This window comes from Sphingomonas bacterium (assembly GCF_903643035.1).
GTDB lineage: Bacteria > Pseudomonadota > Alphaproteobacteria > Sphingomonadales > Sphingomonadaceae > Sphingomonas.
This window is the reverse complement of record NZ_CAHJWW010000017.1, coordinates 1-20,522: the sequence shown is the minus strand read 5'-3', so window position 1 is coordinate 20,522 and position 20,522 is coordinate 1. Positions and strand designations below refer to the sequence as shown.

General features: G+C 68.8%; 22 protein-coding genes and 1 pseudogene. 12 read left to right on the top strand and 11 right to left on the bottom strand.

All coding sequences use genetic code 11. The features are described 5' to 3' along the window. The 3 genes from HUV01_RS02360 to HUV01_RS02350 form a co-directional block, all read right to left on the bottom strand. A partial coding sequence (locus HUV01_RS02360; protein WP_174296723.1) for a cytochrome P450 occupies window positions 1-555 on the bottom strand: 555 nt, incomplete at its 3' end. 201 nt (window positions 556-756) lie between these two features. Next, the gene (locus HUV01_RS02355) at window positions 757-1,098 is read right to left on the bottom strand and encodes an SWIB/MDM2 domain-containing protein (RefSeq protein WP_174296722.1); all 342 of its coding nucleotides are present in this window, start codon (window positions 1,096-1,098) and stop codon (window positions 757-759) included. 151 nt (window positions 1,099-1,249) lie between these two features. Then, a complete protein-coding gene (locus HUV01_RS02350; RefSeq protein WP_174296721.1) occupies window positions 1,250-2,185 on the bottom strand; it encodes an NAD(P)/FAD-dependent oxidoreductase in 936 nt (311 codons plus the stop codon). Between the two features lie 70 nt (window positions 2,186-2,255). Between HUV01_RS02350 and trmD the strand changes: the two genes are divergently transcribed. Both trmD and rplS read left to right on the top strand, forming a co-directional pair. Further along, a complete protein-coding gene (gene trmD, locus HUV01_RS02345) occupies window positions 2,256-2,990 on the top strand; it encodes a tRNA (guanosine(37)-N1)-methyltransferase TrmD (RefSeq protein ID WP_174296720.1) in 735 nt (244 codons plus the stop codon). Then, window positions 2,987-3,367, top strand: coding sequence for a 50S ribosomal protein L19 (gene rplS, locus HUV01_RS02340; protein WP_174296719.1), 381 nt, complete (start codon window positions 2,987-2,989; stop codon window positions 3,365-3,367). Before trmD ends, rplS begins: the two co-directional genes overlap by 4 nt. Window positions 3,368-3,410: 43 nt before the next feature. Here the strand turns inward: rplS and HUV01_RS02335 are convergent, their stop codons facing one another. Continuing rightward, window positions 3,411-3,971: a homogentisate 1,2-dioxygenase gene (locus HUV01_RS02335; protein WP_174296718.1), complete on the bottom strand. Its 561-nt coding sequence runs from the start codon at window positions 3,969-3,971 to the stop codon at window positions 3,411-3,413. Between the two features lie 74 nt (window positions 3,972-4,045). Further along, on the bottom strand, window positions 4,046-6,658 hold the full coding sequence (locus HUV01_RS02330; protein WP_174296717.1) for an ATP-binding protein: 2,613 nt from the start codon (window positions 6,656-6,658) through the stop codon (window positions 4,046-4,048). Between the two features lie 152 nt (window positions 6,659-6,810). On the opposite strand from HUV01_RS02330, the gene rpiA reads away from it, so the two are divergent. The 6 genes from rpiA to HUV01_RS02300 are packed head-to-tail and all read left to right on the top strand — an operon-like array spanning window position 6,811 to window position 13,464. Further along, a complete protein-coding gene (gene rpiA, locus HUV01_RS02325) occupies window positions 6,811-7,533 on the top strand; it encodes a ribose-5-phosphate isomerase RpiA (protein WP_174296716.1) in 723 nt (240 codons plus the stop codon). Window positions 7,534-7,591: 58 nt separating this feature from the next. Further along, complete coding sequence (gene tkt, locus HUV01_RS02320) at window positions 7,592-9,703, top strand: transketolase (RefSeq protein ID WP_174296715.1); 2,112 nt, start codon at window positions 7,592-7,594, stop codon at window positions 9,701-9,703. Beyond that, entirely contained in the window at window positions 9,700-10,824 is a 1,125-nt protein-coding gene (gene tal, locus HUV01_RS02315) for a transaldolase (protein WP_174296714.1), read from the top strand. Before tkt ends, tal begins: the two co-directional genes overlap by 4 nt. Before the next feature lie 27 nt (window positions 10,825-10,851). Continuing rightward, window positions 10,852-11,838 (top strand): phosphogluconate dehydrogenase (NAD(+)-dependent, decarboxylating), encoded by a 987-nt coding sequence (gnd, locus tag HUV01_RS02310; RefSeq protein WP_174296713.1) that lies wholly within the window; start codon window positions 10,852-10,854, stop codon window positions 11,836-11,838. A gap of 25 nt (window positions 11,839-11,863) precedes the next feature. Continuing rightward, window positions 11,864-12,715, top strand: a complete 852-nt coding sequence (locus HUV01_RS02305; protein WP_254606318.1) for a Cof-type HAD-IIB family hydrolase — start codon at window positions 11,864-11,866, stop codon at window positions 12,713-12,715. After that, on the top strand, window positions 12,712-13,464 hold the full coding sequence (locus tag HUV01_RS02300; protein WP_174296711.1) for an HAD-IIB family hydrolase: 753 nt from the start codon (window positions 12,712-12,714) through the stop codon (window positions 13,462-13,464). Before HUV01_RS02305 ends, HUV01_RS02300 begins: the two co-directional genes overlap by 4 nt. Window positions 13,465-13,533: 69 nt before the next feature. Here the strand turns inward: HUV01_RS02300 and HUV01_RS02295 are convergent, their stop codons facing one another. After that, on the bottom strand, window positions 13,534-13,824 hold the full coding sequence (locus HUV01_RS02295) for an SWIB/MDM2 domain-containing protein (protein ID WP_174296710.1): 291 nt from the start codon (window positions 13,822-13,824) through the stop codon (window positions 13,534-13,536). Between the two features lie 46 nt (window positions 13,825-13,870). Next, the gene (locus HUV01_RS02290; protein WP_174296709.1) at window positions 13,871-14,074 is read right to left on the bottom strand and encodes a DUF2945 domain-containing protein; all 204 of its coding nucleotides are present in this window, start codon (window positions 14,072-14,074) and stop codon (window positions 13,871-13,873) included. Between the two features lie 152 nt (window positions 14,075-14,226). Between HUV01_RS02290 and folE the strand changes: the two genes are divergently transcribed. From folE to HUV01_RS02275, 3 genes are read left to right on the top strand one after another with little or no spacing between them, the layout of a single operon-like run. Continuing rightward, window positions 14,227-14,838, top strand: coding sequence for a GTP cyclohydrolase I FolE (folE, locus tag HUV01_RS02285; protein WP_174296708.1), 612 nt, complete (start codon window positions 14,227-14,229; stop codon window positions 14,836-14,838). A 5-nt stretch (window positions 14,839-14,843) separates the two neighbouring features. Then, entirely contained in the window at window positions 14,844-15,620 is a 777-nt protein-coding gene (locus tag HUV01_RS02280) for an SDR family oxidoreductase (protein WP_174296707.1), read from the top strand. A gap of 17 nt (window positions 15,621-15,637) precedes the next feature. Further along, window positions 15,638-15,976, top strand: coding sequence for a dihydroneopterin aldolase (locus HUV01_RS02275; protein WP_254606317.1), 339 nt, complete (start codon window positions 15,638-15,640; stop codon window positions 15,974-15,976). 126 nt (window positions 15,977-16,102) lie between these two features. On the opposite strand, the gene leuA is transcribed toward HUV01_RS02275, so the two are convergent. Further along, on the bottom strand, window positions 16,103-17,761 hold the full coding sequence (leuA, locus tag HUV01_RS02270; protein WP_174296705.1) for a 2-isopropylmalate synthase: 1,659 nt from the start codon (window positions 17,759-17,761) through the stop codon (window positions 16,103-16,105). Window positions 17,762-18,145: 384 nt separating this feature from the next. Here leuA and HUV01_RS02265 point away from each other — a divergent pair, with 384 nt between their 5' ends. Then, window positions 18,146-18,535, top strand: coding sequence for a BLUF domain-containing protein (locus HUV01_RS02265; protein WP_174296704.1), 390 nt, complete (start codon window positions 18,146-18,148; stop codon window positions 18,533-18,535). 63 nt (window positions 18,536-18,598) lie between these two features. On the opposite strand, the gene HUV01_RS02260 is transcribed toward HUV01_RS02265, so the two are convergent. The 3 genes and pseudogenes from HUV01_RS02260 to HUV01_RS02250 form a co-directional block, all read right to left on the bottom strand. Then, a complete protein-coding gene (locus HUV01_RS02260; protein ID WP_174296703.1) occupies window positions 18,599-19,216 on the bottom strand; it encodes a YceI family protein in 618 nt (205 codons plus the stop codon). Between the two features lie 85 nt (window positions 19,217-19,301). Then, the gene (locus tag HUV01_RS02255; RefSeq protein ID WP_174296702.1) at window positions 19,302-20,120 is read right to left on the bottom strand and encodes a glycosyltransferase family 2 protein; all 819 of its coding nucleotides are present in this window, start codon (window positions 20,118-20,120) and stop codon (window positions 19,302-19,304) included. 69 nt (window positions 20,121-20,189) lie between these two features. Continuing rightward, window positions 20,190-20,522, bottom strand: a pseudogene (locus HUV01_RS02250) (ketol-acid reductoisomerase); the annotation flags it as partial.

The window sequence follows — 20,522 nt, the reverse complement described above, 5'->3', positions numbered from 1 at the left end:
GGTCAGCCTCCGGTCGCCGGAGAACAGCGTGGCGGCGATGATCGCCATCGTCGTCGCGGTCGCCTCCTGCGCCATGTCGATCCGGCGCGTCGCCGCGGGCCAGCGGCCGACCCGATCGCGCGTGACCGCGGCGATGTCGGCGGCGAGACGCGCCACCGCCGCCGGCGCGAACGTGGGTGCGACGATCCGCCGCTGGTCGCGCCACGCCTCACCCTCGGCGTTGAACAGGCCACGCCCCAGCACGCGCGACAGGAGCCGCCGCACGACCGCCGGCCGCTCGTAGTTCGCCTTGTTGTCGAGGAGCACGCGACCGATCGCATCGGGGTCGGACACGACATGCACGGTATAGCCGAACACCCGGCGGGTCTTCGAGAACGAGCGGAACGCATCGTCCGGCCAGCCATGGATGCTGTTGTTCGCGCGCGGCCCCACGAACGCCGTCCAGACCGGCGCCCAGTCGCGGGACCGCGGCGGATAAGGGGGCGTGAAGGCGGGCCGACCGGAGACGATGCCTGCGGCCGGGCCGGCATTCGCGATGGAGCGAGTGGTTGCCATGACGCGGCCGTAGCACGATCCGGTCGTGGCCGGCGCTAAACAGGCGTGTCCATGCCCGATAGTCCGATGGCCGACGCCCGACAGACATCGTCGCATACCGCTTCGCCCGTCGAAGTTCCTCCCGCGGGCCGGCCGGCGGGAGGATGTGTCATCGATCGGGATCGCTACCGGGCGGGCTGCATGCCCGGCCGCAAGGGTCGATCAGTCCTTCTTGGCGGCGAGATGCGCGCTTAGGTGCTTGTTCATCTCGAACATGCTGGCCGACTTCTTCCCGAACACCTTCTCGAGCTTGTCGTCGGCGTTGATCTGGCGCCTGTCCTTGGCATCCTGCAGGTCGTTCGCCTTGATGTAGTCCCATACCTTCTTGACGACCTCGCTGCGCGGCAGGTCGTCCTTGCCGACGATCTCGGCCAGCTCGGCGGAAGGAGTCACCGGGGCGGTGATGCCGCCTCGCGCGCCACCTGCGGCCTTGCCCGTGGTCTTGACCTTCTTCTCCGCCGCCGCAGTCTCCTGCTCGCCGCGCTTCACCGCCGACCGTGCCATCAGTAACTCCCCTGTCCGCCAGACTCCGCGTCGGCCTGCTGTCAGTATGCGCCGGTTGCTCGGTAAGGCAAGCCGCCATCGCGAAACGTCATCCCGAACCCCTCTCCCGGACCCCCTCCCGGACCAACGCAAGCGACCTTGCGGCCAAGGCCTATCGTGCCAGCACCCGCGCCTGCGCCAGATCGTTGCGTATCGTCGTCGCCGCCACGCCCGCCTGTCCCATCGCGTGGCTGATCTGGTCGAGTCCGCGCGCCACGTCGCCGGCCGCGTACAGGCCGGGGATGCCGGTGCGCTGGTGGTCGTCGATCGCCAGACAGCCGTCGTCGGTCGCCTCCGCGCCCAGCGCCACCGCCAGCTCCGACCGGATGACCGACCCGAGCGCGGGATAGACGCTGTCGAACCGCAGGTCGCCGCCGGGCACGGGCACGACGATGCGATCGCCGTCGATGCGCAGCGGCCGGCACGGGCCGTCGACGACCCCGATGCCCAGGTCCGCGAGCCGCGCCCGCTGCCCCTCGTCCAGCTCGTGCTCCGCGTGCGGAGAGATCAGCGTGACGTCCGGGGTATACATGCGGAGGAACACGGCCTCGTTCATCCCGTGCTCGTGCGTGCCGATCACGCCCACCGCCCTGTCCGTCACCTCATACCCGTCGCAGATCGGGCAATAGCGCAGCAGGCCGCGGGCGAGCGCCGCGTCATGCACGTCGGGCGACACCGCCGGCCGGTTGTTGACCACGCCCGTCGCCAGCAGCACGGTGCGCGCGCGGATCGTCTCTCCGGCCACCGAAGCGATGAACAGCTCGCCCCCGTTTCCATCCTTGTCGCGGGCGAGCGTCTCTACCAGGCCCTGGGTGACGGCCACGCCGAACTCGCCCGCCTGCTCGCGCATCCGGGCCAGCAGCTCGGTGCCGGGGATGCCGCCGGGATAGCCCGCGTGGTTACGCGTGCGCGGAATCCACGCGGCCCGGCTCTTGCCCGCATCCACGATCCGCACGGACAGCAGGAAACGCGCAAGATAGATCGACGCGGTCAGCCCCCCCGGGCCGGCGCCCACCACCAGGCAGTCGATCGTGTCACTGTCGTGCATCGCGCTTTCAAGCCGGGCGGCGGCGAATCGTTCCGCTTGCGTCGTCGCCGCCCGCCAAACAGAAGAAGCCATGACGTTCCGCGCCACGATCCTGACGCTGTATCCGGCGATGTTTCCGGGGCCGCTCGGGCTGTCGCTAGCCGGGCGCGCGCTGGACGAGGGGCGGTGGTCGTGCGAGCCGGTCGACATCCGCGCGTCGGCCACCGACCGGCACCACACGGTCGACGGCACGCCCGCCGGCGGTGGTGCAGGCATGGTGCTGCGCGCCGACGTCACCGCCGCGGCGCTGGACGCGGTGGCGGACGGTCGCCCCGTGCTCGCCATGACGCCGCGCGGAACGCCGCTGACCCAGGCGCGCGTGCGCGGGATCGCGGCCGGAGCGGGCGCGATCGTCCTGTGCGGCCGGTTCGAAGGCTTCGACGAACGATTGTTCGAGGCGAGGCGGATCGAGCAGGTCTCCATCGGCGACTACATACTGTCGGGCGGCGAGGCGGCGGCGCTGGTGCTGCTGGATGCTTGCGTCCGGCTGCTGCCCGGCGTAATGGGCGCGGCTTCAAGCGGGGACGACGAGAGCTTCGAGACGGGGCTGCTCGAATACCCGCATTATACCCGACCCGTCGAATGGGAAGGGCGCACGATCCCGCAGGTGCTGCGATCGGGGGATCATGCGAGGATCGCGGCGTGGCGGCAGGCCACCGCCGAGACCGACACACGGCTACGGCGGCCGGACCTGTGGGAGCGTCACGAGGGCGCTCGGGTCCGATCGCCCTCTGGCGCGCGGCGCGACAAGGACGAGACGACATGAACCTGATCCAGACGCTCGAAGCCGAGCAGATCGCCAAGCTGACGCAGAAGCGCGCGATCCCCGAGTTCCGGGCCGGCGATACGCTGAAGGTCGGCGTGAAGGTGGTGGAGGGTGAGCGGTCGCGCGTGCAGTCCTATGAGGGCGTGTGCATCGCGCGCTCGAACAAGGGCATGGGCAGCAGCTTCACCGTGCGCAAGATCAGCTTCGGCGAGGGCGTGGAGCGCGTGTTCCCGCTGTATTCGCCCAACATCGACTCGATCGACGTCGTCCGTCGCGGTGTCGTGCGTCGCGCCAAGCTGTATTACCTGCGCGGCCGCACCGGCAAGTCCGCTCGCATCGCCGAGCGTCGCGACCCGCGTCCGGCGACCAAGGCCTGACCGCCATGCCCGGTCCGCGCAACGGCGCGGACCGGCAACCCGATCAGGATGCGATGGGTGCGATCATCAGCGCCAGCACCGGCGTGGCGTTGCCCGATACCTCCAGCAGATAGCGTCCGGGCGCGAGCGTGAAGTCCACGGTCTTGCGGATGGGGCTGCACGCGGGTCCACGGCCGTGCGCGATCGATACGAGCGCCCGGCCGTCGCGCACCACGTCGATCCACGCACCGGCACCCAGTGCGACGCGGTACGTTCCCGCGCGGCTCACTGCGAACGCCAGCAGCCCGCCCGTCGTACCCGGCTCGCCGGCGTGGCCCGGCGCCACGGGATAGCGCAGCTGGTCGACGGGCGAGAGCGTGGCGCGCACGCCGCGTCCCGGCTCGATCGTCGCAGTCGCCGGCTCGCCGGAGACCGCCGCCTTGACGGGTACCGCCGCGGTCCAGCCGGCGAGTTCGGGCGGCAGCGCGGCGGGCGTGGGGCAGGGGAGCTGGCCCGCGGCCATCGGCCCTGTCGTGGACATCGGTCCTGCCGTCGGCGGGACGGCCTGCGCGAAGGCGGGACCGGCGACCAGCGCCAGCGCGGACATCAGCATCGTGGTTCGCATCGTCTCTGGCTCCTGAAGGTCATGCCACCGGCATACAGGCGCAGGCGGGACTGCCAAGTCGCCGCAGCGACCCGTCAGCCCAGCAGCTCGCCCACGCGCGACGCGAGCACGTCGATCGCGAACGGCTTGGTGACCAGCGCCATGCCGGGCGCGAGCTGGCCGCTGCCGATCACCGCGTTCTCGGCATAGCCCGTGATGAACAGCACCTTCAGGCCCGCGATCAGCGTCTGCGCCGCGTCCGCCACCTGACGCCCGTTCATCTGGCCCGGCAGGCCGACGTCGGTGACGAGCAGGTCGATCCGCGTACCCGACTGGAGGATGCGGAGCGCCGCCGCGCCGTCGCCCGCCTCCAGCGTGGCATAGCCCAGTTCCTCCAGCACCTCGACCACCAGCATCCGGATCATCGGCTCGTCGTCGACCACCAGCACCACGCGCGATCCGTCGGCGGTGCCGATCCGGTCCAGCCCCGTCCCATGTTCCTCGACCGGGGCGTCGCCCTCGCCATAGTGGCGCGGCAGATAGATGCACAACGTCGTGCCCGCGCCCACCTCCGAATAGATCCGCACCTGCCCGCCGGACTGGCGCGCGAAGCCGTAGATCATCGACAGGCCCAGCCCCGTGCCCTCGCCCATCGGCTTGGTGGTGTAGAAGGGGTCGAAGGCGCGCGCCTGAACCTCCGGCGGCATGCCGGCACCGGTGTCGGACACGGACATCGACAGATACTGGCCCGGCGGCAGGTCGCGCTCGCGCGCGGCGCGTTCGTCCAGCCACTTGTTCGCGGTCTCGATCGTGATCCGGCCACCATCGGGCATGGCGTCGCGCGCGTTGATGCACAGGTTCAGCAGCGCGTTCTCCAGCTGGTTGGGATCGACCAGCGCGGGCCACGCCCCTGCCGTCCCCACCACCTCCAGCGCGATCGCCGGGCCGACGGTGCGGCGGACCAGTTCCTCCATCCCCAGGATCAGCCGGTTGACGTCGGTCGGTTTGGGATCGAGCGTCTGGCGCCGCGAGAAGGCGAGCAGCCGGTGCGTCAGCGCCGCCGCGCGCCGCGCCGCGCCCTGCGCTGCGGTGAGATAGCGGTCGAGATCGCCGATCCGCCCCTGGCTGACGCGGACCTGCATCATCTCCAGCGCACCCGAGATGCCGGCGAGCAGATTGTTGAAATCGTGCGCCAGACCGCCGGTGAGCTGGCCCACGGCCTCCATCTTGTGCGCCTGGCGCAGCTGTTCCTCGGCGAGCATCAGCGCGGCGGTCCGCGCCTCCACCTGCTGCTCCAGCGAGGCGGTGAGGGCGGCGAGGTCGAACTCGGCGCGCCGGCGCTCGACCGCGTCGCGCGTCCGCTCGGCGACGTCGCGCACGAACGACACCTCCGCCTCCGTCCAGTGGCGCGCGACCGAGTCGTTGATGAACAACAGGGCCACGAACGCACCATGCTCGATGATCGGCAGGTTGACGATCGACCGGATGGACAGCGCCGCGAACGCCCTGTCGAAGCCGGTGGTGCGCGGGTCGGTCGACGTGTCGTCGATCACGACACCGTCGCCGCGCTTCAGATCGTCGATGAACGAGCCGAAATCGCGAAAGCGGATCAGCGGGGGCCATGCGTCGAGGCCCGGAGCGAGCCAGTTGCTCTCGATCACGATCGTCTCGGCGTGCGAGTCGATGCGGCCGTAGCCCACGCGGGTCGCGTCGAGCACGCGGCCGAGCACCTCCGACACCGCAAAGGCCACGTCGGCGGGATCCGTGACCCGCGCCAGCCGGTCGTTGATCTCGACCAGCGCGGCGAGACGCAGTTCGGTGCGCTTGCGCTCGTCGATGTCGAAGCTGATGCCTTGGAGGCGGACCGGCGTGCCGTCCGGCGCGCAGGCCGTGCGGCCCTGCGCGATCACCCAGCGCGGCTTCGCGCCGCCGTGGACGAGGCGGTACTCCTGCTCGAAGGGCAGGTTATCGGCGATCGAGCGGGCAACCGCGGCCCTGACCCTCGACAGGTCGTCGGCATGGATGCCCGCGAAGAACTCCGCGACCGGAGCGCCGGCCGCCGCCCGCGCCGGAGCGACGCCATGGAGCGCGGCGAAGCCGGCATCCGCGGTGACGCGGTCGTGCGCGAGGTCCCAGTCCCAGGCGCCCAGGCTCGCCGCGGCCAGGATGCCGCCAGGCAGGCGCAGGTGCGCGGACCGCTCGATCTCCAGCGCCGCCTGTCGCGCCAGCGCCTCCAGCGTCAGCGCCTGCGCGCCGGTCAGTCCGCCGGAGCGCGCGGCGGTATCGGCGACGCATACGGTGCCGAGCACCACGCCGTTCTCCAGCGCGATCGGAAAGCCCGCGTAGAAGCGCAGGTGCGGCGGCCCGGTGACCAGCGAGAAGTCGCGGGTCCGCTCGTCGGCGGCGAGGTCCTCGATCTGGAAGATCGCCCCCGGCCGCTCCATCGCGAGCGAGCAGACCGACGTGTCGACGTGGCTGCCCGTCGCATCGATGCCGATCCTTGCCCGGAACTCCTGGCGGTGCTCGCCGACGATCGAGACGAGCGCGATCGGCATCTCGCACACCGCCCGCGCCGCCGCGACGATGTCGTCGAAGCGTGTGTCGCGCTCGTCGTCGGGCTGTTCCAGCGCCGCGAGCGCGGCGAGCCGGTGGGCCTTCGCCTGGCCGGCGTCGGCATGATCGGGACGCGCGGCGGTGGCAGTTGTCATCGGGCGGGGTCTCGACAGATGGCGGACGTCCCGGCCACGATCGCCATCGTCCCGGCGGCTAATCCCTAGCGGCCCGACTTGTAGCAGCGGCGCGCCGGGATGTCACCCGCGGGGCTTGCGCGTGGTACGGGTTGGGATCATGGCACGCCACGATGACGTCCCGCACCGACCCGACCGCCGGTCCGCCGCTCGACGCCGCCGCCGGGGACGATAAGCGTCTAGCGGCGCTCGCGGCGGTGGCGGAGGTGGAGGACGGCATGCTCCTGGGCCTGGGCACCGGCTCGACCGCCCGCCACGCGATCGACGCGATCGGCGCGCTGGTGGCTGGGGGGGCAAGGCTGCGCGCGGTCGCGACGTCGCTGGCGAGCGCGCGGCAGGCGGAGCGTCTTGGCATCGCGCTTCTCGACATGGCCGATACCGCGGCGGTCGACCTGACGATCGACGGGGCGGACGAGATCGATCCCCGGCTGGTGGCGATAAAGGGTGCGGGCGGCGCGATGCTGCGTGAGAAGGTGGTCGCCGCCGCCTCGACGCGGATGCTGGTGATCGCGGACGGGTCCAAGCGAGTCGACATGCTGGGGGTGGCGCCGCTGCCCGTGGAGGTGGCTCCCTTCGCGCTCGCCTCCGTCATGCGGCGGGTGACGGCGCTGGGAGCTGTGCCGGTGCTGCGGATGGCGGCGGGCGAACGATACCGGACGGACCAGGACAATCTGGTTCTCGACTGCCGGTTCGGGCCGCTGACCGATCCGGGCGCGCTGGCGGCGGCGTTGCAGGCGATCCCGGGGCTGGTCGGCCATGGCCTGTTCCTCGATCAGGTCCACTGCGCCTATGTGGCCGCGGCCGGCGTGGTGAGCCGGATCGAACGCCCGGCCTGAGGCAACCAGCGTGCGTTCGCTTCGTTCGGGTGAAATACATCAGGAAGGTACGGGTCGGATGGCTGACGCAGACACGATGGACCATGTGTCCCACGCCAGGGTACGCGAGGATGGCGCTCCGCTCGATCGTCAGGCGATCGACACGATCCGCACGCTGGCGATGGACGCGGTCCAGAAGGCCAATTCGGGCCATCCCGGCACCGCCATGGCGCTGGCGCCGATCGCGGAGACGCTGTGGACGAAGTTCCTGCGCTATGATCCGACCGCGCCCGACTGGCCCAACCGCGACCGGTTCGTCCTGTCGGTCGGCCATGCGTCTATACTGCTCTATGCGCTGATCCATCTCGCCGGGATCGAGGAGATCGACGCGGACGGCAACACGACGGGCAAGCCCGCCATCAGCCTCGACGACATCAAGCAGTTCCGCCAGCTGTCGTCCAAGACGCCCGGCCATCCCGAATACCGGATGACGACCGGGGTGGAGACCACCACCGGGCCGCTCGGCCAGGGATGCGGCAATTCGGTCGGCATGGCGCTTGCGGAGCGGTGGCTCGCGGCGCACTTCAACCGGCCAGACTTCGCCGTCTTCGACCACGACACCTATGTCTTCTGCTCGGACGGCGACATGATGGAGGGCGTCGCCAGCGAGGCGGCGTCGTTCGCGGGGCATCTGAAGCTCGCCAACCTGTGCTGGATCTACGACAGCAACCACATCACGATCGAGGGCGGCACCGACCTTGCGTTCGACGAGGACGTCGCCGAACGCTTCCGCGGCTATGGCTGGAAGACGCTGGTGCTGGAGGATGCGGAAGACACCGAAACCTTCGCGGCGCTGATCGAGGAGTTCCGCGCGACCAACGACCGGCCGACGTTCATCCTCGTCCGGTCGGTGATCGGCATCGGCTTTCCCACCCGCGCCGGCACGCACAAGGCGCATTCCGACGCGCCGGGCGAGGAGGAGATCGCCGGCGCCAAGAAGGCCTATGGCTGGCCCGAGGACGCGCAGTTCCGCGTTCCGCCCGAGGCGAAGCAGCACGTGCAGGACCAGGTCCAGGGTCGCGGCAAGCCGTTGCGCGACGAGTGGGAAGCGATGTTCGCCCGCTACGAGGACGCGTTCCCCGACCTCGCGAAGCAGCTGAAGGACATGCGGCAGGGCAAGCTGCCCGACGGGTGGGACGACGACCTGCCGGTGTTCGAGGCGGATACCAAGGGCATCGCCAGCCGCGAGGCGTCGGGCAAGGTGCTGAACGCGATCGCGCCGAAGGTCCCGTATCTGATCGGCGGCTCCGCCGACCTGTCGCCGTCCACGAAGACGGACATCAAGGAAGCCGGCTCGCTGGAGGCCGCCAACTATGGTGGCCGCAATGTCCATTTCGGCATTCGCGAACATGCGATGGGCTCGATCGCGAACGGCATGGCGCTGACGTACCTGCGGTCCTACACCGGCACGTTCCTGGTGTTTTCCGACTACATGCGCCCGCCGATCCGGCTGGCGGCGATCATGGAGGTGCCGGCGATCTTCGTCTTCACCCATGACTCGATCGGCGTCGGCGAGGACGGTCCGACCCACCAGCCGATCGAGCAGCTGACGGCGTTGCGCGGCATCCCCGGCCTCGACGTGATCCGGCCGGGCGACGCCAACGAGACGCGCGAGGCGTGGGTCGCGGCGCTGGAGGCGTCGGACCAGCCGACCTGCCTGATCTTCTCGCGCCAGGCGCTGCCGACGCTGGACCGCGCGAAATACGCACCGGCCGCCGGCCTCCACCAGGGTGGGTATGTGGTCACGAAGGACGATAGAGGCGAGGACGGCGTGCCCGACGTGATCCTTATCGCCACCGGATCCGAGCTCGGCCTCGCGGTCCAGTCGGCGGAGAAGCTGAGTTCGGACGGCGTCAGGGCACGCGTCGTGTCGATGCCATCGTGGCACCGCTACGAGCTCCAGGACCAGGCGTACAAGGACAGCGTCCTTCCCCCCTCGGTCCGCGCGCGCGTCGCGATCGAGCAGGGCGGGGTGATCGGCTGGGACCGCTATGTCGGCTTCGAGGGCGAGATCATCGCGATGCGGACGTTCGGCGCCTCCGCCCCGATCGCGAAGCTGCAGGAGAAGTTCGGCTTCACGGTCGACAACGTCGTCAAGACCGCCCGACAGGTAATGGAGAAGGCCAAGTGAGCGCGCTGAACGAGCTGGAGGGCCTGGGCCAGGCGGTGTGGCTCGACTTCGTCGACCGCAAGTTCCTGGAGGCGGGCGGGCTGAAGAAGCTGGTCGAGGAGGACGGGCTGACCGGCGTCACGTCCAACCCGTCGATCTTCGAGAAGGCGATGGGGCATGGCGATGCCTATGACGCGAGCCTAGCCGACTACGACAAGGCGCATCCCGAGGCCGCGACGCTGGACCGGTACGAAAGCCTGGCGGTGCAGGACATAAAGGCCGCGGCCGAGACGCTGGCCCCGGTGTACGAGAAGCTGGACGGCAAGGACGGCTACGTCAGCCTGGAGGTGTCGCCCTACATCGCCGACGACACCGATGCGGCGATCGCGGAGGCGGCCAAGCTGTGGAAGATGGTCGACCGGACGAACGTGATGATAAAGATACCGGGCACGCTGGCGGGCGCCCCGGCGATCGCGGCGACGATCCGCGCCGGGATCAACGTCAACGTGACGCTGCTGTTCTCGCTCGACGCGTACAAGCGCGTCGCCGATGCATACGCGATGGGGCTGGAGGAGCGGGTGAAGGCGGGCGAGCCGATCGACCGGATCGCCTCCGTCGCCAGCTTCTTCGTCAGCCGGATCGACGGCAAGATCGACGACGTGATCGACAAGCGGCTCAAGGACGGCGATGCGGAGGCCGACGCGCTGCGCGCGGTGCGCGGCAAGGTCGCGATCGCCAACGCCAAGCTGGCCTATGCCTGGTATCAGGATTTCATGGCATCGGACCGCTGGCAGGCGCTTGCGGCCAAGGGCGCGCAGCCGCAGCGATTGCTATGGGCGTCGACCGCCGTCAAGAACCCCGACTATCCCGACACGCTCTATATCGACCAGCTGATCGGGCCGGACACGGTCAACACCATGCCGCCCAAGACGATGGACGCGTTTCGCGACCATGGCACGGCGGCGTCCACGCTGACGCAGGGCGTGGACGATGCGCGCCATGTGCTCGCGGAGGCCGAACGGCTTGGCCTCGATCTTGGCGGCGTCACCGGTGCGCTGGTGGAGGAGGGTGTGGCCTCGTTCGCAAAGGCGTTCGACGACCTGCTGGGCTCGATCGCCGCCAAGCAGCCGGCGACAGCCTGACCGTCGCATCACAACCGGAGTATTTGCATGAAACTCGGCATGATCGGCCTTGGCCGCATGGGCGCCAACATCGCGCGCCGCCTCGTCAGGCATGGCCACGAGATGGTGGTGTACGATCACGGTGAAAAGGCGGTGGAGACGCTCGCCGGCGAGGGCATGACGGCGGCGACGTCGCTGCAGGACATGCACGACAAGCTCGACGATCCCAAGATCTTCTGGGTCATGCTGCCCGCCGGCGACCCGACCGAGCAGACGATCGATGCACTGTCCGGAATGATGGGCGGTACCGAGATCATCATCGACGGCGGCAACACCTTCTACAAGGACGATATACGGCGGGCCAAGGCACTGGCAGGCAAGAACGTCAAATATGTCGACGTCGGCACGTCGGGTGGCGTCTGGGGGCTGGAACGCGGCTATTGCATGATGATCGGCGGCGACAAGGCCACGGTTGACTATCTCGATCCGATCTTCGCGGCGCTCGCGCCGGGCGTCGGCAGCATTCCGCGCACCCCCGACCGGATGGAGCAGGAGGGCGAGGACCCGCGCGCGGAGCAGGGCTATATCCATGCCGGCCCGGCGGGGGCGGGCCATTTCGTCAAGATGGTCCACAACGGCATCGAATACGGGCTGATGCAGGCCTATGCCGAAGGCTTTGACATACTGAAGGGCAAGAAGTCGGACAAGCTGCCCGAGGACGAGCGGTTCGACCTGAACCTCACCGACATTGCCGAGGTGTGGCGCCGTGGCAGCGTGATCTCGTCCTGGCTGCTCGACCTGACCGCCGCCGCCTTTGCAAAGGATCAGATGCTGGAGCAATTCACCGGCAAGGTCGCCGACTCGGGCGAGGGTCACTGGACGGTCGACGCGGCGATGGAGGAGGCGGTGCCTGCCTATGTCCTGACGGCCGCGCTGTTCGCGCGCTATCGCAGCCGGGTGGACCACACGTTCGGCGACAAGGTGCTGTCGGCGATGCGCTACGGGTTCGGCGGCCATGTCGAGATGCCGCAATGACGTTCGGCGAAGCGAAGGTCCGGTGGTGAGCGACGGGCGGATCGCGCTCGTCATATCGGATGTCGACGGCACGCTGGTCGATCGCGACAAGCGCCTTTCGTCCGCCACCGTCGACGCGGTGCGGCGACTGCGGGAAGCGGGCGCGGCGTTCACCCTCATCAGCGCGCGGCCGCCATCGGGCGTGCTGCCGCTCGTGACGACGTTGGGCATCGAGGGACCGGTCGGCGCGTTCAACGGCGGCACGATCTTCACGCCCGACGGCGGCACGGTGGAGCGGCATGTGGTCGCCGCCGAGGTGGTCCGCGGCATGTTCGAACTCGCGGCGGGCAGGCCGGTGTCGGTCTGGCTGTTCTCCGAAGGGCAATGGCACGCCGACACGCTGGACAATCCCCATGTCGCGCACGAGCGGATCGCCGCCAGTCAGGAGCCGGTCGTTCTCTCCGACATGAGCGCGCTCTACGACAAGACCGACAAGCTCACCTTCGTCAGCGATGACGCGGCGATGCTCGGCGCGCTGGTCGCCGAGGGTCAGGCGCGCTTTGGGCAACGGGCGACGATCGCCCGGTCGCAGACCTATTATGGCGACATCACCGATCTTGCCGCCAACAAGGGCACCGGCATCGAGGCGCTGGCCGCCGCGCATGGCGTGACGCTGGCGCAGGTCGCCGTTCTCGGCGACATGAACAACGACCTGCCCATGTTCGACCGCGCCGGCTTCTCGATCGCGATGGGCCAGGCGTCCCCGGACGTGAAGGCGCGCGCCGACGCGGTGAGCACGAGCAACGATGACGATGGGGTCGCGCACGCGATCGACACGCTGATCCTGCCGCGGCTGGGCGTGCCGGGGCGGCTCCGAGTCCAGGGAGGGATGATTTGAAGAAGCTGATTGCGTTCGACATGGACGGCACGCTGGCGCTGTCCAAGCAGAAGCTGGACGAGGACATGGCGGGAAAGCTCGCCCGGCTGATGCAGGTGGCCAAGGTGGCGGTGATCTCCGGCGGCGACTGGCCGCAGTTTGAGAAGCAGGTGATCTCGCAACTGCCCACCGCGGCCGACACCGACGCGCTGTTCATCCTGCCGGCCACCGGCACGAAACTGTACCGGCACGTGGCGGGCGAGTGGAAGGCGATCTATGCCGAGCTGTTCGACGACGATCAGAAGAAGAAGATCATCGACGCCTTCAATGCCTCGCTGGAGGCGACGGGGTTCAAGCCTGAGCAGACATGGGGCGAGCGGATCGAGGACCGCGGCAGCCAGATCACCTTCTCCGCGCTCGGACAACAGGCGCCATTAGACGCCAAGGAGCATTGGGATCCCGATTTCGCCAAGCGCACGGTGATCCAGGGCGACCTGCGCGAGCGACTGCCGGGGCTGGCTATCAACATGGGCGGCGCGACCTCGATCGACATCACGCGCGAGGGCGTCGACAAGGCGTATGGGTTGAAGAAGCTCGCCGGGCACAGCGGCGTCGCGCTCGACGAGATGATCTTCATCGGCGATGCGATCTTCCCTGGCGGCAACGATTATCCGGCGATGACGCTGGGCGTCGACTGTATCCGCGTCAAGACGATCGATGATACCCGTTCGGCTATCGACGCGATCTGCCTCTGTCTGAAGAATCCCTAACTGGTCCTGCGTGACACCGATCGGTCGGGTCGGTTGGTGTCACGCGCCGACACGGTCCGCATCGAGCGTTCAGGTCGTCAGGTGAGCCGAGATATACTTGTTCATCTCGAACATCGTCACCCTGTCCTTGCCGAATACCTTCCTCAGATTGTCGTCGGCCACGATCTCGCGCTTATTCTCAGCGTTCTGCAGGTCGTTCTTCTTGATGTATTCCCAGACCTTGCTGATGACCTTGCTGCGGGGCAGCTTGTCGTTGCCGACGATCGCACCAAGCTCGGGCGAGGGCAGGACGGGTGCATGAATGCCGGTGCCCCTGGCCTCCTGCGTCCTGGCGCCGCCGGCGTTGGTTTTCGTTGGCATCGAAGGTCCTCCCCGGATTGTCGCTGGTCATGACCGGCCATTGGCGTCACGTTTTCTTCAGCGCGTCGGGTTTGTGCGCGGCCTCGCCACCCTTGTCGCTCTTGACGATATACTGGGGATCGTCCTTGCTCGCATGTACGGCGTGACTCTTGATCTTGGTGTCGCTGGTCTGCTTGCGCTCCACCTTGCCGTGCGCCGTGCCGCCGTGCGACGGCCATTCCACGGCGTCGCCCTTCTTGAGATCGGTCATCGTCTTCTCCTTCGCCTCTTCAAGCGCGGGAAGCGGGAGAAGGTTGCGCCACATCGGATGGGCGAGGGGGCACGGGCGGCAGGCGGCTCGCTGGCATCTTCCCGATACGCTGGCTAAGGTCATGCCGAAGCCGTCCGACGCAAGGATCACAGATGAACGACGAAGCGTCGGCAGACGACCATCTGGACGCCGACGGAAAGCCCGTGGTCCCGGCGTATGTCGAAGAGGCGTTGCGTACGCTGATCCGCTGGGCTGGCGACGATCCGGGCCGGGAAGGTCTGCTGGACACGCCCAGGCGGGTGGCGCGCGCGTGGCGGGAATATTGCTCCGGCTATGCCGACGACCCCGCGCGGCACCTGCGGCGCGTGTTCGAGGAGGTGGGCGGCTATGACGAGATCGTCCTGCTGAAGGATATTCCTTTCCAGTCGCATTGCGAGCATCACATGGCGCCGATCACCGGCAAGGCGCACATCGCCTATCTGCCGCGCAACCACGTCGTGGGCATTTCGAAGCTGGCGCGGGTGCTGCACGGCTTCGCGCGGCGGCTGCAGGTTCAGGAGCGGCTGACCGCGGAGGTGGCCGATTGCATCTGGAACGGGCTGAACCCGATCGGCGTCGCGGTGGTGATCGAGGCTACCCACGCCTGCATGGCGGGGCGGGGCGTCCAGACCCCCGGCGTCGGCATGGTGACCAGCCGGATGATGGGCGTGTTCCGCGACGACGATCGCAGCCGCAAGGAAGTGCTCGCGCTGATGGGCTACTGACCGGCATGGCGGGAGTAGGGACGCGTACCGTGCTGGTCACGGGTGCCGCGCGCCGGATCGGCTCGGTCGTCGCCCGCGTCTTGGCGGGGGAGGGACATCAAGTCGCGATCCACCACCACGCCTCGCCCGACGAGGCGGAGGCGTTGGCGCGCGAGATCGGGCCGGGGCGGGCCGGCGTCGTGACCGGCGATCTTGCGGACGACGGCGCCGGCGCGCGGCTGATTGCGGATGCGCGAGAGGCGATGGGGGGCGGTCCGATCGACGGGCTCGTCAATTGCGCCTCGGTATTCGAGTTCGACGATCCGACGTCATTCGATCCGGCGCTGCTCGCCAGGCTGGCTCCGGTCAACCTCGCCGCGCCGCTGGCGCTGGTGGCGGCGATGGCGGCGCAGGAGGACCTGCTGGACGGCGCGGTGGTCAACGTCCTCGACCAGAAGGTCGCCAACCTCAACCCGGACTTCCTGTCCTACACGTTGACCAAGGTGGCGCTTGAGGGAGCGACGACGATGCTGGCGCAGGCGTTCGCGCCCCGGCTGCGCGTCAATGCGGTCTCTCCGGGGCTTACGCTGCCGAGCGCGGACCAGACGCAGGAAGAGTTCGCGAGCGTCGCGTCGGAGAACCTGCTGCGCCGGCCCGTGCCGGTGGGGGAGATCGGCCGGACGGTCGCTTTCCTGCTCGGCTGCCCGGCGATCACGGGCCAGAACGTCTTCGTCGACAACGGCCAGCGTTTCCTCGCCCGCGACGGCGACGTCATGTTCCGCGACCGGGCAGTCCGGCCGTGAGCCGCCGGTACACGACGGTGCTCGACGCGCTGACCGTCGCCATCCGCCTCGGCGTGCATCCGCACGAGGCGGAGCCGCAGCGGGTGCGTGTGTCGGTCCGGATGACGTGCGACTATGAGGCGGTGCCGCCGGACAGGATCGATGCGGTCGTCGACTACGACTTCGTCCGCACTGGTATCCACGCGCTCGCGGGCAGCCAGGGCTTCGCGTTGCAGGAAACGCTGTGCGAGGCCGTCGCCGCGCTTTGCCTGGCCGACGCGCGGGTGTGCGAGGTGTGGGTTCAGTCCATGAAGCTCGACGTGTATCCGGACGCGATGGTGGGGTGCGAGCTGGTGCGGAGGCAGGCCGGCGGCTGAACCGCATCGGCTGCGCGGGCGATGCGACGCCGGCGAAGCGACGGGGCCGATCCTCGCGTTCGCAAGCGCGAGCTTCGACGGCTTGCCGATGCCGTCCACCCGCCACCACCGCGCCGCCCGGACGTGCTACGCCCGGTTCGCCGCGCTCAGCACCGCGCGGACGCTCGCGGTGGCGACGTCGGTGTCCAGGCCCACGCCGAACACCATCCGCCCCCCGGCCGTGCGACACTCGACATAGGCGGCCGCCTGCGCGTCGGCACCGTGGCCGATCGCGTGTTCATTGTAATCGACGACGTCCAGCAGCGGCCCGCCCGCCTCGGCCAGTGCGGCGACGACGCCCGAGATCAGCCCGTTGCCGCGCCCCGCGATCGACCGCTCCTCGCCGTCCACCGCCACATGACCGACGAACAGTCGCTGTCCGGCCGCGCCGCTCTCCTCATAATCGCGCAGGACGAAACGGTCGGCGGGCTGCGGCAGGTAGGTCGCCTCGAACCGGCCCCAGATGTCACCGGCCTCCAGCTCGCGTCCCGCCTCGTCGGCGAGCGCCTGGACATGGCCGCTGAAGTCCGCCTGGAGGCGCTTGGGAAGCTTCAACCCGCGGTCCTGCTCGATCACCCAGGCGACGCCGCCCTTGCCCGATTGCGAATTGACGCGGATCACCGCTTCATAGCTGCGGCCAAGGTCGGCCGGGTCGATCGGCAGATAGGGTACTTCCCACAGCTCGTCGTTGCGCGCCGCCTGCGCCGCGAAACCCTTGCGGATCGCGTCCTGATGGCTGCCGGAAAAAGCGGTGAAGACGAGGTCGCCGGCATAGGGATGACGCGGGTGGACAGGCAGCTGATTGCAGTAGGTGACGGTGTTGATGACCGCATCGATGTCCGAGAAGTCGAGGCCCGGCGCGACCCCCTGCGTATAGAGGTTGAGCGCCACTGTGACCAAATCGCAGTTGCCGGTCCGCTCGCCGTTGCCGAGCAGACAGCCTTCCAGCCGGTCGGCGCCCGCCATCAGGCCCAGTTCCGCCGCCGCGACGCCGGTGCCACGATCGTTGTGCGGGTGGAGCGATATCACCACCAACCCGCGGTCGCGGATGTGGCGACCGAACCATTCGATCTGATCGGCATAGACGTTCGGGCTCGCAGCCTCGACGGTGGCGGGCAGATTCAGGATCAGCGGACGTTCGGGCGTCGGGCGCAATATGTCCATGACCGCCTCGCAGACCTCGACCGAGAAATCGGGTTCCGCGGTCGAGAAGGTCTCCGGGCTGTATTCGAAGCGCCAGTCGGTGCCGGGGCGCTTTCCCGCCTCATCGCGCAGGATGCTTGCGCCCTCGACGGCTATGGCCTTGATCTGCGCGCGGGTCATCCCGAACACGATCCGCCGCCACGCGGGACTGACGGCGTTGTAGAGGTGGACGATGGCGGTGGGCGCACCCTCCAGGCTGCGGAAGCTCGTCTCGATCAGGTCGCGGCGCGACTGGGTGAGAACCTGGATCGTCACGTCGTCGGGCACGCGGTCCGAGCGTACGAGGCCGGAGATGAAGTCGAACTCGGTCGCGCCGGCGCTGGGGAAGCCGACCTCGATCTCCTTCAGGCCGACCTTCACGAGCAGATCGAAGAAACGGGTCTTCTTCTCGGCATCCATCGGGTCGATCAGCGCCTGATTGCCGTCGCGAAGGTCGGTCGACAGCCAGCGCGGCGGCGCGGCGAGCGTGCGCGACGGCCATTGCCGGTCGGGCAGGTCGACGGCGGGGAACGGGCGATATTTGGCGGACGGATCGGACAGCATGACGAATGGCCTCGCGGGACGCGGCGGACGGGACGGGTGACTGGGGAGAGCCCTTAGGCGGGCGGGCGCACACGCGCCATCGGTCCGCCTAAGGGCGAATAAGTCGCAGCCGGAGGAGCGTCGGCGAGGTCATGCCGTAACCTCTGCCCGAGCGGTGCCGGCCTGTCCAGTTGCGCGCCGGGCGCGGATTGGAGCACGATGCAACCACCTCTACTCGTCGTTGCGAGGAGCGGAGCGACGCGGCGATCCAGGGCCGCGTGCGTGACGCTCTGGGTTGCTTCGCTACGCTCGCAACGACGAGGGATTGAGTCATCACGTCTTTAAGGGGCGGTTTACCCCATTTTGACTTCTTCGGCATAGGACAGGGTGGAACGGAGAGATCCGATGCTTCAGCTCGTCTACATCAGCACCGTCGTCGATGATCCGGACACGGCCGCCATCCTGCGCGCGTCCCGGCGCAACAACGGGCGCGCGGGGATCACCGGCTTGCTCTATTGCGACGGTCGCCGGTTCCTCCAGGCGCTGGAGGGCGAGCACCCCGCGGTGGAGGCGGCGTTCGAGCGCATCCGGCGCGATCCTCGCCACCGCGCGGTGGTGGTGCTGTCGCGTCGCGACGTCGCGGAACGCGAGTTCGGGCCTTGGGCGATGGCGGAACGCGGCCCGGACGGGACGCACGAAGGCCTGCTGCATCAGGTCGCGCCGCTGCTCGCGGGCGCATCGCCCAATGTGCGGGGCACGTTCGACGGGTTCATGCGGCTGGGTCGCGCGGCCTGACCGGCGGTCGCACGGTTCGGGACCACGCCGCGTCATGCGGCGCGGTCCCGACCGGCCGTCAGGTCACGCGGCCGCTTCGAACGCCGCGTTGATCGTCAGGTCCACCTTGTCGGCCACGATCGGCAGGCCATAGCTGACGCCGAACTGGCTGCGCGTCACGGTCGTCGTCGCCTTGAAGCCGATGGTCAGCTTCTTGCTGAGCGGGTTCGTGCCCGCGCCGATGAAGTGCGCCTGCAACGTGACCGGCTTGGTCACGCCCTTCAGCGTCAGGTTGCCGTCGATCACCGCGTTCATGCCGGTGATCCGGATGCGGGTGGAGACGAAACGGCCGGTCGGGAACTGGGCGGCGTCGAAGAAATCGGGCTTCTTCAGATGCTCGTCGAGCGCGATGACGGTGGTCGACACCTTGTCGATCGGAAAGGTCACATCGACGGCGTCGCGGGCGGGGTTGGCCGGATCGAGCGTCAGCGAGCCCGTGGGCTGGGTGAACTGGCCGGTATATTCGGTAAAACCTAGATGATTGAGCGTGAACACCACCTGGCTGTGGCCGGGATCGACCTTGTACGTTCCGGCATGGGCGCGGGCGACGTCCGGAGCGCCGGGCAGCGGCCCTGCGGTCTGCGCGATCAGCGGCGCGGCGAGGAGGGCGAGGGCGGCGGAGGCAAAGGGGGCAAGGCGCATCGACAGTCTCCCATGGTACTGACCCCTGTCTGCGCCAGAGCGGGCCTTCCCGTCAAACGCTCAGGCAGAACCCGGTCGTTTCCGCTCACGCGCCACCGTGCGGGGCACGATCCTCCCAGCACCGCACGCGCAGATTGGCGCTGTCCATCCCGCGGGCCTGGAACCGCGGTCCCAGGAAGCTGTGGAAGAACCAGTCCTTCGCCCGGAACGGCGTCGCATGGTACATGATCCGCTCGAACAGCGTCCAGCGGACGTGCGCGCTGCTCGCGCGCCGGTCGGAGGGGCGGCACCAGAAATCGGGATGGTAGCGCGAGCGGCCGATCTTGAAGACGCGCTGCATCACCTCGTGATCGTCGAGCACCCAGGGCCAGTCGTCCGAACGGGGGCCGCCTGCCGCGCGCAAGGCGTCGGTGCGGAAACACTGGCCGAACGTGCCGGTATGCGACTGCCGGACCAGGATCAGGCTGGTCGCGAACTTGCGGAACCGCAACCAGCGCCCGCGCCAGGACGATGGAGGGGAGTCCAGCCCCACCGCCATCGCCGCGACCACCCCCGGCCGGTCGAGCAGTGCCGACGCCCGGACCAGATAGTCGGGCGGATAGGTCGTGTCGGCGTTCCAGAACGCCACCAGCGGCGTGTCGACGGCCGCGAACCCGGCGTGGAGCGCGTGGACCGGACCCGGCTGTTCCTCAAGGAGGTAGCGTACCTCGATGCCGGGCGCATCGTCCAGCATGCGGCGACATAACGTCTCCGTCGCATCGGTGGAGCCGTTGTCGACCAGGATCAGGCGGACCGGCCTGCCGCGCATCGCCAGCAGGGAACGCAGCGTGCCGGCGATGAACGCCTCCTCATTGTAATACGGGAGGACGATCGACCAGCGTGGGCGGGGGGAAGCTGGCGCCATCGTGTCCTTCGTGCCTCCCCCTTATCCCAATCTACCCTTATCTTAGTCGACGTCGCCGCGACATGTCGGCTAGTTGCGCTCGGTATCGACCAGCCGGTTGGCGCCGATCCATGGCATCATCGCCCTCAGCCGCGCGCCGACCTGCTCGATCGGATGGGCGGCGGCCTGCTTGCGCGCCGCCTTGAGCTCGGGCTGGCCGGCGCGGTTGTCGAGCACGAACTTCGAGACGAACCGCCCGCCCTGGATATCGGCCAGCACGCGGCGCATCTCGGCCTTGGTCTCGTCGGTGATGATCCGCGGGCCGGTGGTGATGTCGCCATATTCGGCGGTGTTGCTGATCGAGTAGCGCATGTTGGCGATGCCGCCCTCGTACATCAGGTCGACGATCAGCTTCACCTCGTG